This window comes from Chitinophaga sp. (assembly GCF_035761305.1).
Classification (GTDB): Bacteria; Bacteroidota; Bacteroidia; order Chitinophagales; family Chitinophagaceae; genus Chitinophaga.
This window is the reverse complement of the sequence record NZ_DASTRI010000204.1, coordinates 1-16,925: the sequence shown is the minus strand read 5'-3', so window position 1 is coordinate 16,925 and position 16,925 is coordinate 1. Positions and strand designations below refer to the sequence as shown.

Below are 16,925 nucleotides of genomic sequence, written 5' to 3'. Positions count from 1 at the left end.
GGGGTAGAGGTGAACAGTAACTTTGTAGTAGACCGGCCTATTGACCAAACAGATTTTCAATATGAATACGGGCAGGGAGAGCAGGGCAAACGCCCGCAAACAATAGCTGATGCAGGCAACACCGGCACCTGGAGCTTTGGGGAGAAAATAGATGGAAAGCCCACTATCCAGTTCGACGGGCAAACAAAACCCTACACCGCGGTAAAGGACCGCATCAACAGGTTTTACCGCACCGGCTTCACATGGACCAATACCGTATCGTTTTCCGGGGGAAACGATAAAGGAAGCTTCAACCTCTCCATGTCTGATATGAACAACCAGTCTATCATGCCCAATGCTACCTACCGGCGGCAATCCGCTAATCTCGGGCTGAATTATAATGTAACAAAAAAGCTGCAGGTAAACGTTTTTGCCAATTACTCGCACGAGAAAAACCAGAACCCGCCCAATGTATTTGTGCAGCAATACAATGCTAACACTACCGTATACACGCTGGCTAATACCATTGATTTTACAGATTTGAAAGAACACCGGAAAGATGAAAACGGCAATGAGCGGAACATATCGCGCTTTACGCCGCGCACAAATCCCTACTGGATTGCATTTGAGCGCTTTGAGAATATTGCGCGCGACCGCCTGATAGGCAATATCTCCCTGCGCTATGACCTGCTGCCCTGGCTATATATCCAGGGGCGTGCCGGGCAGGATTATTTTACACGCTCGCAGGATTATAATGTGCCTACCGGCACCCGTTTCCTGGGGCCAGTTACTACAGGGTTTAACGGGCAGTATTACCAGGAGGTGATAAAGTACAGGGAGCGCAATTACGATTTCCTGGTAGGCGCCAACCGCAGGTTCGGCAACTTTGATATAGACCTTACGCTGGGTGGTAACCAGATGGTGCAGATCAATGAGAACAACAATGTGAAAGTAGATAACTTCTTCATCCGCGGGTTATACACAGTGCAGAACGGGCAGATTAAAGACCCGCAATATATTTACAGCGAAAAAAGGGTGAACTCCCTCTATGGCGCTGCGGAACTGGGGTGGCGCAATTTCCTGTTCCTGAACATTACAGCGCGAAACGACTGGTTCTCTACACTCAACCCTAACTCAAACAGCTACCTCTATCCTTCTGTAAGCGCCAGCTTTGTGTTTACCGATGCGTTCAAGATGCCGGCCTGGTTCAGCTTTGGCAAGCTGCGCGTAGCTTATGCAGAAGTAGGCGGCGATACGGACCCTTACCAGAACAATCTTTATTACCTGTTGAACGCCAACCCCCACCTGGGGCTGGCTTTGGGCGGTATTTCCGGTACGCTGAGCCCCAACCCCAACTTGCGCCCGCTAAAGGTAAAGGAGTTTGAAACAGGCATTGAAGGCCGTTTGTTTAAAGACCGTATGGGCTTTGACGTGGCTTACTACCGGAAGAATACGATAGACGAAATTTTATCCGTGCAGATCTCCGGTGCTACGGGTTATGCCGCTACGCTGGTAAACGTAGGCCGCCTGCGCAACCAGGGGGTTGAGTGGCTGCTTACCGGCACGCCCGTTGATAACAGGCAATTCCGGTGGGAGCTGAATATAAACGGCGCGCATAACACCAGCCGCGTGCTGGAGCTGGCTGCAGGGCAGCCCAGCATTATTGTGGGCACCGGCGAATATACCGGGCGCCTGGCGCATGAAGTAGGCAAACCAATGGCGTCGCTGCAGGGCACTGCCTACCTCCGCGCACCCGACGGACAAATTATTTTCAAGAACGGCCGGCCAGCCAATGCAGATGCCGTGAAAACCTTTGGCAGCGCCATTCCTACGTGGACAGGCGGCGTTATTAACACGTTCACCATTAAAGGCGTAAGAATATCGGCCCTGGTAGATGGTAAGTTCGGGCACAAGCTTATTTCCAATACCAACTTTAACCTGTGGCGGCATGGGCTGCACAAAGCCACGCTGGAAGGGCGGGAGCAGGGATATGTAATAGGTAAGGGCGTAATGGAGGACCCCACCGCACCTGGTAAATACATTGCCAATAATGTGCAGGTGCCGGTGCAAACCTACTATGAGTCGGTACGAAGCAACAACAACATAGCCGAAGAATTTGTGTACGATGCCAGCTTTATTAAGCTGCGGCAAATCACCATTGGGTACGACCTGGTAAAGCTCCTGGGCAGCAAAACGCCCGTGAAAGGGTTAATGGTGTCTTTTGTAGCCAATAATGTGGCCGTGCTTAGCAAGCATACCCCTAACATAGACCCGGAAATGGTAACAGCTGCCAGCGATAACCTGCAGGGGCTGGAGTCCGGCGGTTTGCCCATGACACGCAGCATGGGTGTTAATGTTCACGTTAAATTCTGAAGTGTATGCAACGGTACATATATATTTTAGGACTCGCCATCTTATTATCAGCAACAGGTTGCGATAAGAATTTTGAAAAGATCAATACCAACCCCGTATTGCCTGCCACGCTGGATCCGGCGTATTTGCTGGCGCAGGCGGAGCTGAATGCTTCCTGGGGCAGCAGCACGCTTACTTACCAGGGCGCCATTGTGCGGCATACCATGCATCCCTTCCTGGGCGTGCTGGCCGGCGGCAATGTAAACCAGAAGAATCCTGCAGTGGAACGGGCGTTGTGGGACCAGTATTATCCCCTGGTACGCAACCTGGTGGATATTATTGACAAAACGGCTGATGACAGTGCACGGCAGAACCTCTACCACATGGCCCGCATCTGGAAGGCATATATTTTCCAGGTGCTTACAGATACGTATGGAGATATTCCTTATTCGCAGGCAGGCCAGGGCTTCCTGGAATCGCAGTACTTTCCTGTATACGACCCGCAGCAGGAGATTTATAAAAACCTGTTAAAAGAGGTAGATGAAGCTACCGGCAGCCTGGATGCAGCCAAAGCCGTGGAAAAAAATGACCTGTTCTACAACGGCGACATCGGTAAATGGAAACGGCTCGGCAATGCTTTACTGTTACGCATAGCCATGCGTTTAAGCAAGGCCGATGCCGCCACTGCCCGTACTTATGTGCAAAAAGCCTTCCAGGGCGGCGTAATGAGCTCCAATGCAGATAACTGCATGATGCAGCATTCCGCAACCTATACCAATGCATTCGGCAACCAGCTGAACGGCTCTGAAAAAGCCAATTACTACCTGAATGCAATGTTTGTGGATTACCTGAAAAGCGATAACGATCCCCGCCTGCGGGCAATAGCCGTACTGTATGGAGATGCTACCCAGGACCCTGCTCAAACCACGCAGGATAAAGACCCAGCTCACCAGGTAGGTATGCCCACGGGATATGACAACAGCACGATACCGGCTGCTCCCGGTTACCCGGGATCGCTGTATAAATATTCGCAGATAGACCGGCTCACACTGGGCAGCATTACAGCGCCCTGCTTTCATGTAACCTATGCGCAAACCTTACTGCTGCTGGCGGAAGCTGCACAACGCGGGTGGATAGCAGGCAATGCAGCCGCCTGGTACCAGGATGCCGTTACCGCGCACATGCAGCAGCTGGCTGTATACGGCGCTGCTGCTGCCATTGCGCAAGGTGATATTGATGCCTATCGCGCCACGCATGCGTATAACCCGGCGGGTGGAATTGAGCAGATCAATACCCAGTACTGGATTGCATCGCTGCTGAATGAGGTGGAGGCATATGCTAACTGGCGGCGTACGGGCTATCCCGTTATACCGGCCAATGCATACCCTACCCAGGATATTCCTCAGGGGCAAAGCATACGCCGGCTGCGGTACCCTGACACTGAAATTTCCCTGAACACCGCGCACTACCAGGAGGCGCTGTCGCGGCAGGGCGCCGACGAGCTGAATATCCGGGTGTGGTGGGATGTACAGTAACAAACAATGCAAAAAAACATACATAAACATGAAGCTACATTTCACTTATTGGTTGCTGATTGCCGGCCTGTTGCTCACAGGCATTGCCCGTGCACAGCAGGTAACGCCAACACCGGAGCAGGTGAAGGCGCTTACTGCCGCCTGGAAGGGAGAGCGCTTTCCCGACGGACGGCCTAAAGTGCCGGATGCGCTGCTGCAACGACTGAGGAAAATATCCATTGAAGAAGCCTGGGGCATTTTACGCAACAAAGGTTACCAGAACCAGTTTGAAGGCGACTGGCTGCTGCTGCGCGACAACCAGGTAATGACAGGCCGCGTGGTAACGGCGCAGTACATGCCCCTGCGGCCCGACCTGGATCAACTGGTCAAAGACAAAGGAAAAGCAGAAGGCCGCATTGGCGGCACCAACTCCTGGCCTATAGATGTGCTGACCACCGGCGACGTATATGTGGCGGATGGCTATGGAAAGATAGTGGATGGCACCCTCATTGGCGATAACCTGGGCAATTCCATTTATGCAAAGTCAAAGAACGGCGTCATCTTTTACGGATCGGTGCGCGATATGGAAGGGCTGGAGGAGATAGACGGCTTTACCGCATGGGTAAAGGGCTATGATCCCTCTTACATTCAGCAGATGATGCTGGCCGGCATTAATGTGCCCATCCGTGTTGGAAGGGCAACCGTATTGCCGGGCGATGTGGTGCTGGCCAAAAAGGGCGGTGTTATTTTCATTCCAGCGCACCTGGTGGAAGAGGTGGTGCTGAATGCGGAGTTTATTGCCCTGCGCGACCAGTTTGGCCACCAGCGGCTGCGTGAAGGTAAGTACACGCCCGGGCAAATTGACCGGCAATGGACCGATGACATTAAAAAAGATTTCCTGCAATGGCTGGATGCCCTGGGTGATAAGCTGCCCATGAGCCGGCAGGAGCTGGATAAATTCATGAAAGACAGAACATGGTAACCGCAATGCAGTGATCCTGCTGCTTACATCTTATTGCTTACTTCAAATCATCACATATGCATACTCCATCTCAACAATTTCTCTCAAAGCTGGGCGTTACCGAACCGGCAGATACCCATACAACGGCGCCCGATGACCGCCGCTCTTTCCTGAAAAAGACCCTGGGCGGCCTGGCCCTGGGCGGTTTTATGTTTGCACCGCTGGAAGATGTTTTGGCGCACAGCACATCTAAAGTAAACCGCTACTCCGCACCCGCTGATCTGAAAATTACGGACATGCGCTATGCCACCGGCATGAACTCAACCGGGCGTTGTACCATTATACGTATTGATACCAACCAGGGTATTTACGGCCTTGGCGAAGTAAGGGATGGCGCAAGCTGGCGGTACGCGATGTTCCTGAAAAGCCGCATCCTGGGCATGAACCCCTGCAGCGTTGAAATGATCTTTAAACGCATTAAACAGTTTGGCTTCCATGGCCGGCAGGGCGGCGGCGTTTCCGGCGTGGAAATGGCCCTGTGGGACCTGGCCGGCAAAGCGTACGGCGTACCCGTGTACCAGCTGCTAGGCGGTAAGTACCGCGACCGGGTAAGGCTGTATGCAGATACCCCTGAAGTAGAGGACCCCGCGGAGTTTGCCGCTAAGCTTAAAGACCGGCTGGAAGGCAAGGGATTTACTTTCCTGAAAATGGACTTTGGCATTGAGCTGTTAAAGAATACGCCCGGCGCAGTGGTGAACAGCAACTACTGGGATATAGGCCGGCAGTGGACCAACCAGCCCATGACCTACGGCGCTACGGAGCACCCGTTCACACAGGTGCAGATAACGCCTAAAGGCCTGGATGTACTGGCGGAGCGCATCAGCAGGGTGCGGGAAGCAGTAGGCTATGACATTCCGCTGGCCTCTGACCACTACGGGCATTTTGACCAGAACAACGCCATCCGCCTGGGCAAAGCAGTAGAACCTTACCGCCTGGCCTGGCTGGAAGACCTGATACCCTGGAAATTTACCGAGCAATGGAAACAAATCACCAATGCCATAGATACACCTACGTTAACCGGGGAGGATATTTACCTCAAAGAAGAATTTATTAAATTGATTGATGCACACGCCATAGACCTGATACACCCGGACCTGGCAACCGCCGGCGGCATCCTGGAAACCAAACGTATTGGCGATTATGCGGAAGAAAGGGGAGTAGCCATGGCTATGCACTTTGCAGGCCTGCCCATTTCCTTTATGGCTAATGTGCATTGTGCGGCCGCCACGCAAAATTTTGTAGCGCTGGAACATCACTCCCTGGATGTGCCGTACTGGAGCAGCCTGGTAAAATCAGACAAACCGCTTATTGAAAAAGGGTTTGCCATTGTGCCGGATAAACCGGGGTTGGGTGTGGAGCTGAATGATGAAGAGCTGAAAAAACACCTGGCCCCCGAAGATAAAAGCTACTTTGCCCCTACGCCGGAATGGGACGAAAACCGCTCCTGGGACCGGTTATGGAGTTAGGATACGCCATCAAAACTAAACAGATCCCGATATGTACAAACTATCCTGGTACGTTGCTGCATCAGCGCTTGTTGCCTATATTATTGTAACCGTGTTACACATCCACGCTGCGGGCGGCTGGCTGCTCATGTGCATCTTTGCTGCGATGGCGCTGGCTTTCAGGGCATACCCGGTGCTAAAGGGCTTTTCATACACGGTAATGATCTTTGCGGCTGTTAGCCTGGCCATGTATTATCCGCAGCATTTTATACAGGTAGGCGGGTTTAAATTGTCTAAGCTGATAGTACCGCTGTTACAGATTATTATGTTTGGTATGGGCACCGGGTTAAGCTGGAGGGATTTTGCGCAGGTGGCTAAAATGCCTATGGGTATTGGCGTAGGCATTATCGGGCATTATACAATAATGCCGCTGATAGGCTTTACCATTACACAGCTGTTTCACTTTCCCCCTGAGATAGCGGCAGGCATTATCCTGGTAGGCAGCTGCCCCAGCGGCCTGGCCTCTAATGTAATGTCGTACCTGGCAGGTGCTAACCTGGCACTGTCTGTTTCTATAACGGCCACGGTTACACTGTTAGCGCCGCTTATTACACCTATGTGGATGAAAATACTGGCCGGGCAATATGTAAACATTGTTTTCCTGGACATGATGTGGCATATCATCCAGATAGTAATATTACCTATTATACTGGGGCTGATATTTAATCATTTCCTGCATGGAAAATTCAAATGGCTGGATGCAGCCATGCCCCTGGTGTCTATGATCAGCATAGCATTGATCATTGTGGTGATCACTGCCAGCGGGCGCGATAGCCTGCTCACCGTAGGCCCTTTGCTGGTAGCGGCTACGTTGGTGCATAATGTGTCGGGTTATTTCCTGGGATATTGGGGGGCGCGGTTGTTCCGCATGCCGGAAAAAGACTGCCGTACCGTAGCGCTGGAGGTAGGTATGCAAAACGGCGGGCTGGCCTCCGGACTGGCGTTAACCATGGGCAAGCTGGCCACCGTGGGGCTGGCGCCGGCCGTGTTTGGTCCTTTAATGAACATTACCGGCTCAGCGCTGGCCACCTGGTGGAAAGGAAAGGCAATTCGTAATTAACTCACTTTGGTTCAAGCGCGCTGCTGATCCGCTGTACCAGGTCGGCCAGGTGGTAGCGGCTCATATTATCCGGCATGGATGCCGCTGCGGCACGCATATCGTTACGCAATACCGTCAGCTGCGCGCGGGCAATGCTGCTTACATCTGTACGGCCCGGATCTGAAGGAACATTGTTGCCAAATGCAATGGTAATACGGCCGCCTGTGTCCTGCCCGGACAGCAGCGCGGTAAGCTGCCGTACATAGGCCTTCTGCAGGTTACGGCGGAAAATATCAATAGGCCGGCGGGTATATACTTCGCTGAAAATGCCCTTTTTCAGATCGTTCAGCATATCCATGGCCTGGTAGGCTTTATTGCCGTTCACCGCCGATGCATTCAGCAGCTTGTTAAGGGTGGTGGCATTTAACAGGCGGCCCAGCACCGGGTCTTGCCTGGCCAGGATTATGGTGGGAGCGTCGTTGCCGGTGCGCTCCAGGATGTTTTTATCCAGCAGCCATTTGGGTGTGGTAAATAGTTGCTGGTTCAGGAATTTAATAGCTTCCTGCTGGGTGGCTTTGGGCACGTACTCATACACAGCGCCTTCCTGCTCCACTGTTTTGGGCGTTTCATAAATGCCGCCCACATTTTTTGCTACGTGGCCCATGTAGCGCGAGAACTGACCGTTTATCTCACGATATAGCTCAGACAGGTTGCTGTAGCCTTCGTTGGGCTCACGGGTCCAGGCGATAAGGTTGGGCATAATACGCTGCAGGTTCTTAATGCCGTAATAGCTGGCTTTCATGGCATTATCGCCCAGGTCTTCATTCTGCGACCGGGGATCATCCTGGTTGGTTTCTGTGCCATACCAGTAACGTTTATCTTTTAACCGGTTGATGGTCCATTTATTAAGGATGGGTTTTTCCGCTGCGGCGCTGGTGACGCCGGGTATTTGACGGTACCCCCATTCAATGGCCCATTTATCATAATAGTTAATGCGGGGGTACAGGTCGGCGCCGGTAATGCTGTCTTCCGGCTGCGCTACATAGTTAAAGCGGGCATAATCCATAATGGAGGGTGCGTGGCCGTTCTTTTCCACCCAGGCTTTATCGCGCAGCTTTTCAACCGGGTAGGCGGAGCTGGCCCCGAAGTTGTGCCGCAGACCCAGGGTGTGCCCTACCTCATGTGACGACACAAAGCGGATCAGCTCACCCATCAGCGTATCATTAAACTCCATGGTGCGGGCACGCGGATCGTTGGGCGCGCATTGTACAAAGTACCAGTTGCGCAGCAGGTGCATTACATTATGGTACCAGTTGATGTGGCTTTCCAGTATTTCGCCGGAGCGGGGATCATGCACATGCGGTCCGCTGGCATTGGCAATGTCAGACGGCTTGTACACGATGGCGGAAAACCGGGAGTCTTCCAGCGACCAGGTAGAATCTTCCCGGGGAGTAGGCGCCATTTTAGCAACAATGGCGTTTTTAAACCCGGCCTGCTCAAATGCAGCCTGCCAGTCGTTTACGCCCTGTATCAGGTAAGGGCGCCATTTGGCCGGCGTGGCGGGATCTATATAAAACACAATGGGCTTTTTGGGTTCCACCAGCTCGCCGCGTCTATATTTTTCCAGGTCTTCGGGCCTGGGCTCCAGGCGCCAGCGGGTAATCATCTGCAGGCGTTTTACGCCCTGGGGATCAGCGTCAAAGTCCGTAACGCTGGTAGAAAAGTAGCCTACGCGGGGATCAAAGTAGCGGGGCTGCATGGGTACGGCAGGCAGCAGCACCAGGGAGCTGTTGAGCTCCAGGGTAGCGTTGCCGCCGCTGCTGGGAGGCGCACCGGGACCAGCAGGTCCGCCGCTCCTGGAATAGGTTTTAACGGTTTTGATCTCTGTATTAATAGGATAGGAGCGTACGTCTACAATATAGGACTTGTCGGGCTGTACGCCGCCAAGGCGCAGGCCAGCTTTCATGCGCTGGTCAAAGAACAGGATGTCGTTATCGCCGCTGATATAGTCCGTTAGGTCTATAATGCAGCCTTTATTGCTTTTGGAAAATGCTTTGATGTCAAATGCGGCGGCAATGGGCTGTATGTTGGAGTTCATAACCGCGTTGAACATGGGCTGGGTGCTGTCTTTGGATATTTCGCTGTAAGAGATGTTCTTCAGGAAAATGCGGTTATTGGGGCCTTTTTCAAAGCGGATTACGTTTTCTCCTATCTGGTCGCCGCTGTAGCCATAAAAGAAAGCGCGCAAACCGGCGGCGGATTTGGAAATGCGGTTTACCACCAGAATATCGCGGCCCAGCAGGGAGTCGCTTATTTCAAAGTATACTTTGTCTTCCTGTTTGTAAATGTTAAACAGGCCGGAATCGGCTCTGGCATCGGGCGTAATTAACTCGCTGAATTGCTTGGGATTAGCTTTGGGCGTTCCCTTGGGCGGTATAATGGGTGGTTTGGTGCTGGTGTCTTTGGCGGCGGCGGCAATAGCCAGTTTTTTCTTTTTCCTTTGCGCCGCAGCCGGGGAGCTTAGTACCAGGCTTACACAGCAAATGGCTGCTGCTACTGCAACAGGCCAGCTTCTTACATGCATGTTCATAATGTTTAACAGAATGGGTTGATTTTCGATAGGATATGTTTATTTTATCCCTTATTGCAAATAAATATATAATGCAGTAACTTATCAGGAAATTCCATAAGCGTTATAATTGCCGTAGGAATGGAAATAATAACATTATAACCACGTTAACAGTCGTGTACTTTTAAATTTAGTAATATAGCATTATTATATTAATATTGTCTTTGATATATAACAGCCCTTTCTGCTATTGTGGTGAATTAGAAGGGGTAAGAAAGGGAGGGGGCCGTGTTTGTACCGGAGTAATGAGTTAAAAGCGGCTACTATGGCGGAAGGGAATTAAATGTGAATAGTGATAAAATTTGTTGGAACATTTAAAAATTTCCTTAAATTGTGCGTCCAACTTTGAAAAAAAATCAATAAATTTCGATTTTCAAGGACAGTAACAATAAGGTTTTACAATAGCCATAAGACATTGTTGCTACTCAATTGTGACTTAAAGTGTATGCTCAATAATAGGATTTGAAAAAGCCTTACAGAAGGGGCTTTGTGTGGAGGTTAAATTTTGAGGGATTTTTTGAGCAGCACTTGTTTTTTTAAGGCAACCGTCTAATATTTGCGAAAACCGTAATTGTACATGTTACATTTAATAATCTAAACGGAAATACTAAAAAACCATAGTTTAATTTTTAACACTAAAATTCAATCAACATGGCTGAGACTAAAACAACTGTGACTGCAGCTGCTGCCAAAACGACAACTTCTCATCAACCTAAGAAATCATCCAACATGTTTGCGGTGTTAGCCGTTCCTATCTGCTTAGTGATCGGTATACTCTTCTACATATTTGTATTAGGTAGCCCGGCAAACTTCCAAGGTGGTGTTGTAGGCGGGCATCCAGTTGAAGAAGGCATTGGTAAATGGTTTGGCACAGTTTATCAGGGTGGTCCTATCGTACCGATTCTTATTACTGTTTTACTGATTTGCTTAACTTTCGTAATTGAGCGCTTCCTGTACCTGTCCAAGGCAAAAGGTAAGTTCAGCGGCGCTGAGCTGGTACGCAAGGTGCAGTATCACCTGGCAAACAAAAATGTTGATGCAGCACTGGCAGAATGCGACAAACAGCAGGGTTCTGTAGGTAATGTAATCAAAGCCGGTCTGAAGAAATACAAAGAAATGATGACTAACACTGAGCTGGACACAGATCAGAAAATACTGACCATTAAGAACGAAATCGAAGAAACTACAGCGCTGGAATTGCCTATGATGGAAAAGAACCTGGTGTTCCTGTCTACTATTGCTTCTATCGCTACCCTGTTAGGTTTGTTCGGTACAGTATTGGGTATGATCCGCGCATTTGCTGCAATGGCAACCGGTGGTGCTCCTGACTCTGCACAGCTGGCTGGTGGTATCTCCGAAGCGTTGATCAATACCGCCCTGGGTATCGGTACTTCCGCTATCTCTATCATCATGTACAATTACTTTACCACTAATATCGACAGCATCACCTATGCTATCGACGAATCCGGTTTTACTTTAACTCAGAGCTTTGCTGCCAACCACAAATAATTTTTGATTATTTGTATGGAAAAACAGTTAATCTGAATCTAATTAAAGTAAACTAAAAAGGAGTAAAGATGCCAAAAGTTAAAATGGCCCGTAAGAGCACGCTGGTTGATATGACCGCGATGTGTGACGTAGCTTTCCTGCTGCTCACGTTCTTTATGCTGGCCACTAAGTTTAAGCCTGAAGAGCCCGTTACTGTGGTTACTCCGTCCTCCATTAACACCAAGCTGCTGCCCGACTCTGACGTGATCTTACTCACGGTAGACAAAACCGGCAGGATATTCTTTAGCATGGACGGTCAGCCCAAGCGTAAGAAGCTGATCGAGGACCTGAACTCACAGTTTAAACTGGGACTGGACCAAAGGGCGATGAACAACTTTATAGTAGGCGCCAGCGTAGGTACCGAATTAAAGAACCTGAAAGCTTACCTGGATATGAAGATGGAGCAACGGAAAACTTCCGGCCTTGAAAAAGGTATTCCTGTAGATTCAGCCAATAATGAGCTTTCAACCTGGATCAACTACGCCAGAACTGCGCAGGGTGGCAACCCCAGGCTGCAATACTGTATCAAAGCGGATAATGGTACGCCTTATCCGGTGATAGACGATATCATGCAGACCTTCAAGGATCTGAAGATACAGAAGCTGAACCTGGTAACCAACCTGGAAGCACCGCCCCCGGGCACTGCAGCAGCGTTGGCGCAAACAGGTGGTTCGCCCGCTAAAAAGTAAAAAAGTAATCAGTAAACGGCAGGTGTTTTCCGCGGAAGATACGCTGCTATCATAAACTAAAAAAAAGAGCTACTATGGCAGAAATGGATACCAGCAGTAGTGGTGGTGGAAAGAAACACCAGGGGACGAAATCGAAGAAGCTTTCTACCCGTGTGGATATGACGCCCATGGTGGACCTTGGCTTTTTGCTGATCACCTTCTTCATGCTCACTACTACCATGTCCAAGCCCAAAACCATGGACTTGATCATGCCTAAGGATACCAAGGATGAGAAGGAGCAGAACAAGGTGAAAGAGAGCACTGCCCTTACTATACTGCTTGGAAAGAATAACCGTGTATATTACTACGAAGGACTTGCCCAGGACCCGAATGCATCCGCTAACCCGGACTTTTTCAAAGCCACTACCTTTGCCAACAAAGGTGGTATACGTGATGTGCTGATCAAGAAAAGGGATGAGGTGGCAAAGCTGCGGAATGCAAAGGGAGAGCCGGAAGATGTTGTGGTGATCATTAAACCCAATGATGACGCCACGTACAAGAACTTTGTGGATATATTGGATGAAATGGCCATTAACCGTATTCAACGCTACGCAGCGGTAGATATCAGTGACCAGGACAAACAATGGATCAAGCAAACCGAGTCGGCTAATCCGGGTGGTGCGCAGTAATTTGTGGAAAAAGCAGATTTTTTGCATCCATCAATAAAAAACAGACAATGGATTCAACTAAAATATTAAAGGCCGATTTTCTTGACATCCTGTTTGAAGGCAGGAATAAAGATTACGGTGCTTATGAACTGAGAAGAAAATATGAGAAGCGCGTGCGCAATGCCCTCATTGGCACTGCAGCTGTTGCGCTCTTAGTGGTGGGTGGTTATACTGTTAGCAACATTTTGAGAGGCATGAATAACGACGAAGCTAAGAAGCCCGTTATTGAGCAGATCAAAATGGAGGACATCAAGATCCCTGATGATCCGAAGACACCGCCCCCTCCGCCTCCCCCGCCTGCACCACCGCCGCCGGTGAAACCTTCAGTGCAGTTTACGCCCCCTGTAATTAAGAAAGACGCAGAGGTGCCGCCGGAAGAGGAACCGCCAAAAGTAGAAGAGATCAAGGATAAAGCGGTAAGTACCAAAACCATGGAAGGTGATCCCAATGGTATTGACCCGGGATTGCTGGAAGACAGTAAAGGTACCGGTGTGGTAGAAGCACCGCCCCCTCCGCCGAAAGAAGAGATCTTTACGTTTGTGGAGCAACCGCCCACCTTCCCCGGTGGTGAGGAAGCCCTGGCCAAATACCTGAGCAAGAACATCCATTATCCGCGCGTAGCACAGGAAAATGGTATTTCCGGAACTGTATTTGTGCAGTTTGTGGTAGACTCTGAAGGTACCATCAAAGACGTAAAAACAGTAGGTGCTAAAAAAGGCGGCGGCCTGGAAGAGGAAGCTATACGTGTGGTGAAAACCATGCCCAAGTGGAAACCTGGTAAGCAAAACGGCCGCCAGGTATCTGTACAGTTTAACCTGCCCATCCGCTTTACTTTACAAGAGTAGTACTGGTAAACGATATTACCTGATTCCTCACCGGCCCGCCGGTGAGGAATTTTTTTTGCCTAATTTTGCAGGCTGGTTATGTCAAATAAACTTACAGGATACGACGATACAATTGTGGCCCTGGCCACGGCTCCGGGTATAGGCGCCATTGCGGTGATCCGCTTAAGCGGCCCGGATGCGATTGACATCTGTAACCGGCTGTTCCCCTCCAAAGACCTGCTGCAGCAGCCCAGCCACACCCTGCACGTGGGCAGCATTGCAGCTGCCGGCAGGATCATTGATGAAGTAGTGGTAAGCCTGTTTAAAGGCCCCCGTTCCTATACCGGGGAACATGTGGTGGAATTATCCTGCCACGGCTCGCCCTACATTCAGCAGCAGCTGATAGACGCCTGCATGCAAGCCGGCGCCCGCCTGGCCAAACCAGGTGAGTTTACCATGCGCGCCTTCCTGAACGGCAAGCTTGACCTGGCCCAGGCCGAGTCGGTAGCCGATCTGATCGCCAGCCACTCCGCCGCCAGCCACCAAACCGCCATGCAGCAGATGCGCGGCGGGTTTTCGCGCGAGCTGCAGGCGCTGCGCGAACAGCTTATCCGTTTTTCGGCCCTGATAGAGCTGGAGCTGGATTTTAGCCAGGAAGACGTGGAATTTGCCGACCGCACACAATTGTATGCACTGATCAAAACGGCCACGGAAGTGGTGCAGCATTTAACCGACTCTTTCCGCATGGGCAATGTGATCAAGCACGGCGTAAACACCGCTATTGTTGGCAAGCCCAATGCCGGTAAATCTACCCTGCTAAACACCTTGCTGAACGAGAACCGCGCTATTGTAAGCGATATTGCCGGCACCACCCGCGATACGATTGAGGAGGTGCTGAACATACAGGGCGTACTTTTTCGCCTGATAGACACCGCCGGCATCCGGGAAAGCGCTGATACCATTGAAAGCATTGGCGTACAAAAAACGCTGGAGAAAATAAAAGAGGCCGGCGTGGTTATTTACCTGTTTGATGTAAACGAACTAACGGAAGCGGATGTACGTAAACAAGTAACACTGTTTGAGCAGGACGGCATCAATTACCTGCTGGCGGGTAATAAAACAGATATGCTGGGAGAAGCCGCCGCCCGCGCAAAATTTGCGGGCATACCGGGGATATTGTTCATTTCTGCGCGTAATCACGGGCATATTGATGAGTTGAAAACGTTATTGGTGCAAAAAGTGATGAGCGGAGATATTAACACAGAGGCAACGATTATAACCAATGCAAGGCATTATGCGGCGTTACAATCGGTGCTGCAATCTTTACAGGATGTAAAGCAAGGCATGGATAACGGGCTGCCGGGTGATTTGCTGGCGCTGGATATACGGAGGTGTTTGCATTATTTGGGGGAGATTACGGGTGAGATTACGAATGAGGATCAGCTGGATTTTATATTTAGTAAGTTTTGTATTGGGAAGTAGAGCGTTGTTTTTAATTTCTTTAATTTTTCTTTGTTTATCTAACGTAATGTATACCAGTAGGGAAATCCAGCGGATTGCCCTTTTTTGTTCCCGTTTTATTTTGTTCGTGTTTAGAAAAGGCATAGTATTGTTTTGAGATGAAATAGTACAAAACGTGATGGGGAGGTAAGAAGAAGTTGTCAGTATAAGGCAGTAACTAGCGGTTAAATAGTAGCGGTTCTTCTGATTTCATGCAAGCTAAGAAGCGAATTGTAAATATCTGCACGAGATACATTCAACTGAAAAGCGGCGATTACCGCATCATCAAATGCAATTCGGTCGACTTGTTCTAATTCATCCGCGACTGGCAAAATGTCCCGCCGACTGAGTAGTAAAAAGGCAGCCTTAATTTGGTCAATTCTCACGTCGTCAAGCCTACTTGCATCTAGCATGTGCATATATTTTTCGATACGGTCTTTATTGAGATCAAGAGCGCCAAGACCTCGTCCAAAGCCCATTCCTTCCATGAAAAACATAGTAATAGCACTGTTCAAAAGCGCATGATGTAGTTCTATGTCAATTTCATCTTTAGGCTTCAGAGGAATCAATCGTTGGTCGGCAAATGAGGGAGGGCTAACGCGGCCTACGAAAAGTCGCTCGCCATAATTGATGAACATGACAAGATCGGCAAGGCTATGGGTATTCATTTCGTACCAATGAAGTCCGGGTTTTGATAGCTTATCAATGATCTCTTGTGATTTGAACCGTCTTATCCAGTTCAATGCCCCTATATGCCCAAGTTCAATCAGCTGATCTTCGGAACGTGAACATGCAAAAGCTACTTTTGTCGGAGACGTAATAAGACGCCTGAATTCCGTTGGACTTTTGGCAAGCGGTTTTAAGTACTCTGCTTCAATTTCATTTCCCTCTGGCGGGTAGAACAAGGCGTTCATACCTCTGCGCTCACCTCGACTGATGTCAAAAATATTTTTCAATGGAATAAGTGGAAGTCCGAGAATCCAATCGCAATTTACGAATTGTGCATTCCCTCCTAATCCGAGTTCCCGAAACGCAGCCATCCGCTCTTGGTTGACAGTGCGTATCGTCAGGGCATCATTTTGTATCTGCCCGACTTCAATTTGTGCAGCAGTGATCTGAATGGTTTCAATATCGGACATTTCTTCAAGAGGGCGGGTTAAGATTATAAACTTCACATCGCCGCTTTGCTGTTCTGGCTCCTCTTTCTTATCCATGATAAGAATGTTGGTAACAACTTTGCTATTATTGAACCATCTTCCGGCACCAGAAGTAATTACGCATTTTAAGTCGTAATAGCGAGAAACTTGAGCGTAAAAATCATCCCCCCAATCTGTCCCAAGCCAGGCATTTGTAATGATAATTCCTAGTCGACCATTTGTCGCCAAAAGCGGATGTAGAGCAAAAGGAAGGTATGCAGCCACATCTACCCGCCCAGTAAAGTCCCTTCCCGCAAACATAGTTGAATATACGTTCTCCAGGGCATTATCATATTGCTTGCGCCCGGCTTGTGCAACAAAAGGAAGATTGCTAGTGATGGCTTGAAATGTACCTAAATGCTCGCTAAACGAAGTGCAGTTAGACGGATTTTTGAATTCCACTAAGGTGTCTGGTTTCAATG

At 49.6% G+C, this 16,925-nt stretch carries 12 protein-coding genes; 10 read left to right on the top strand and 2 right to left on the bottom strand.

Annotation, left to right across the window (positions count from 1 at the left end):
- From VFS25_RS17190 to VFS25_RS17170, 5 genes are all read left to right on the top strand, one after another.
- On the top strand, positions 1 to 2,352 hold a 2,352-nt coding region (locus VFS25_RS17190), incomplete at its 5' end, for a SusC/RagA family TonB-linked outer membrane protein (protein WP_326463399.1).
- 5 nt (positions 2,353 to 2,357) lie between these two features.
- Entirely contained in the window at positions 2,358 to 3,866 is a 1,509-nt protein-coding gene (locus VFS25_RS17185) for a SusD/RagB family nutrient-binding outer membrane lipoprotein (RefSeq protein ID WP_326463398.1), read from the top strand.
- A gap of 28 nt (positions 3,867 to 3,894) precedes the next feature.
- The gene (locus VFS25_RS17180) at positions 3,895 to 4,827 is read left to right on the top strand and encodes an RraA family protein (protein WP_326463397.1); all 933 of its coding nucleotides are present in this window, start codon (positions 3,895 to 3,897) and stop codon (positions 4,825 to 4,827) included.
- Positions 4,828 to 4,883: 56 nt separating this feature from the next.
- Complete coding sequence (locus VFS25_RS17175) at positions 4,884 to 6,332, top strand: mandelate racemase/muconate lactonizing enzyme family protein (RefSeq protein WP_326463396.1); 1,449 nt, start codon at positions 4,884 to 4,886, stop codon at positions 6,330 to 6,332.
- 31 nt (positions 6,333 to 6,363) lie between these two features.
- Complete coding sequence (locus tag VFS25_RS17170) at positions 6,364 to 7,431, top strand: bile acid:sodium symporter family protein (RefSeq protein WP_326463395.1); 1,068 nt, start codon at positions 6,364 to 6,366, stop codon at positions 7,429 to 7,431.
- 1 nt (position 7,432) lies between these two features.
- On the opposite strand, the gene VFS25_RS17165 is transcribed toward VFS25_RS17170, so the two are convergent.
- Positions 7,433 to 9,994, bottom strand: coding sequence for a zinc-dependent metalloprotease (locus VFS25_RS17165; protein WP_326463394.1), 2,562 nt, complete (start codon positions 9,992 to 9,994; stop codon positions 7,433 to 7,435).
- 696 nt (positions 9,995 to 10,690) lie between these two features.
- Between VFS25_RS17165 and VFS25_RS17160 the strand changes: the two genes are divergently transcribed.
- The 5 genes from VFS25_RS17160 to mnmE all read left to right on the top strand — a co-directional run bounded on the left by VFS25_RS17160 (position 10,691) and on the right by mnmE (position 15,289).
- Positions 10,691 to 11,548, top strand: a complete 858-nt coding sequence (locus tag VFS25_RS17160; protein WP_326463393.1) for a MotA/TolQ/ExbB proton channel family protein — start codon at positions 10,691 to 10,693, stop codon at positions 11,546 to 11,548.
- A gap of 68 nt (positions 11,549 to 11,616) precedes the next feature.
- Positions 11,617 to 12,276 (top strand): biopolymer transporter ExbD, encoded by a 660-nt coding sequence (locus VFS25_RS17155; protein WP_326463392.1) that lies wholly within the window; start codon positions 11,617 to 11,619, stop codon positions 12,274 to 12,276.
- Between the two features lie 74 nt (positions 12,277 to 12,350).
- Entirely contained in the window at positions 12,351 to 12,944 is a 594-nt protein-coding gene (locus tag VFS25_RS17150; RefSeq protein WP_326463391.1) for a biopolymer transporter ExbD, read from the top strand.
- Between the two features lie 47 nt (positions 12,945 to 12,991).
- Positions 12,992 to 13,828 carry an energy transducer TonB gene (locus VFS25_RS17145; RefSeq protein ID WP_326463390.1) on the top strand — a complete coding sequence of 279 codons (837 nt, stop codon included), beginning with the start codon at positions 12,992 to 12,994 and terminating at the stop codon, positions 13,826 to 13,828.
- 78 nt (positions 13,829 to 13,906) lie between these two features.
- Entirely contained in the window at positions 13,907 to 15,289 is a 1,383-nt protein-coding gene (mnmE, locus tag VFS25_RS17140; protein WP_326463389.1) for a tRNA uridine-5-carboxymethylaminomethyl(34) synthesis GTPase MnmE, read from the top strand.
- 203 nt (positions 15,290 to 15,492) lie between these two features.
- Here the strand turns inward: mnmE and VFS25_RS17135 are convergent.
- The coding region (locus VFS25_RS17135) for a hypothetical protein (protein WP_326463388.1) at positions 15,493 to 16,925 on the bottom strand (1,433 nt) is incomplete at its 5' end.

Bases quoted from the DNA above. Each gene is read 5' to 3' on its own strand.
- VFS25_RS17160 (WP_326463393.1), top strand. From the start codon at position 10,691: ATGGCTGAGACTAAAACAACTGTGACTGCAGCTGCTGCCAAAACGACA.
- VFS25_RS17155 (WP_326463392.1), top strand. From the start codon at position 11,617: ATGCCAAAAGTTAAAATGGCCCGTAAGAGCACGCTGGTTGATATGACC.
- VFS25_RS17185 (WP_326463398.1), top strand. From the start codon at position 2,358: ATGCAACGGTACATATATATTTTAGGACTCGCCATCTTATTATCAGCA.
- VFS25_RS17170 (WP_326463395.1), top strand. From the start codon at position 6,364: ATGTACAAACTATCCTGGTACGTTGCTGCATCAGCGCTTGTTGCCTAT.
- mnmE (WP_326463389.1), top strand. From the start codon at position 13,907: ATGTCAAATAAACTTACAGGATACGACGATACAATTGTGGCCCTGGCC.
- VFS25_RS17145 (WP_326463390.1), top strand. From the start codon at position 12,992: ATGGATTCAACTAAAATATTAAAGGCCGATTTTCTTGACATCCTGTTT.
- VFS25_RS17180 (WP_326463397.1), top strand. From the start codon at position 3,895: ATGAAGCTACATTTCACTTATTGGTTGCTGATTGCCGGCCTGTTGCTC.
- VFS25_RS17165 (WP_326463394.1), bottom strand. From the start codon at position 9,994: ATGCATGTAAGAAGCTGGCCTGTTGCAGTAGCAGCAGCCATTTGCTGT.
- VFS25_RS17175 (WP_326463396.1), top strand. From the start codon at position 4,884: ATGCATACTCCATCTCAACAATTTCTCTCAAAGCTGGGCGTTACCGAA.
- VFS25_RS17150 (WP_326463391.1), top strand. From the start codon at position 12,351: ATGGCAGAAATGGATACCAGCAGTAGTGGTGGTGGAAAGAAACACCAG.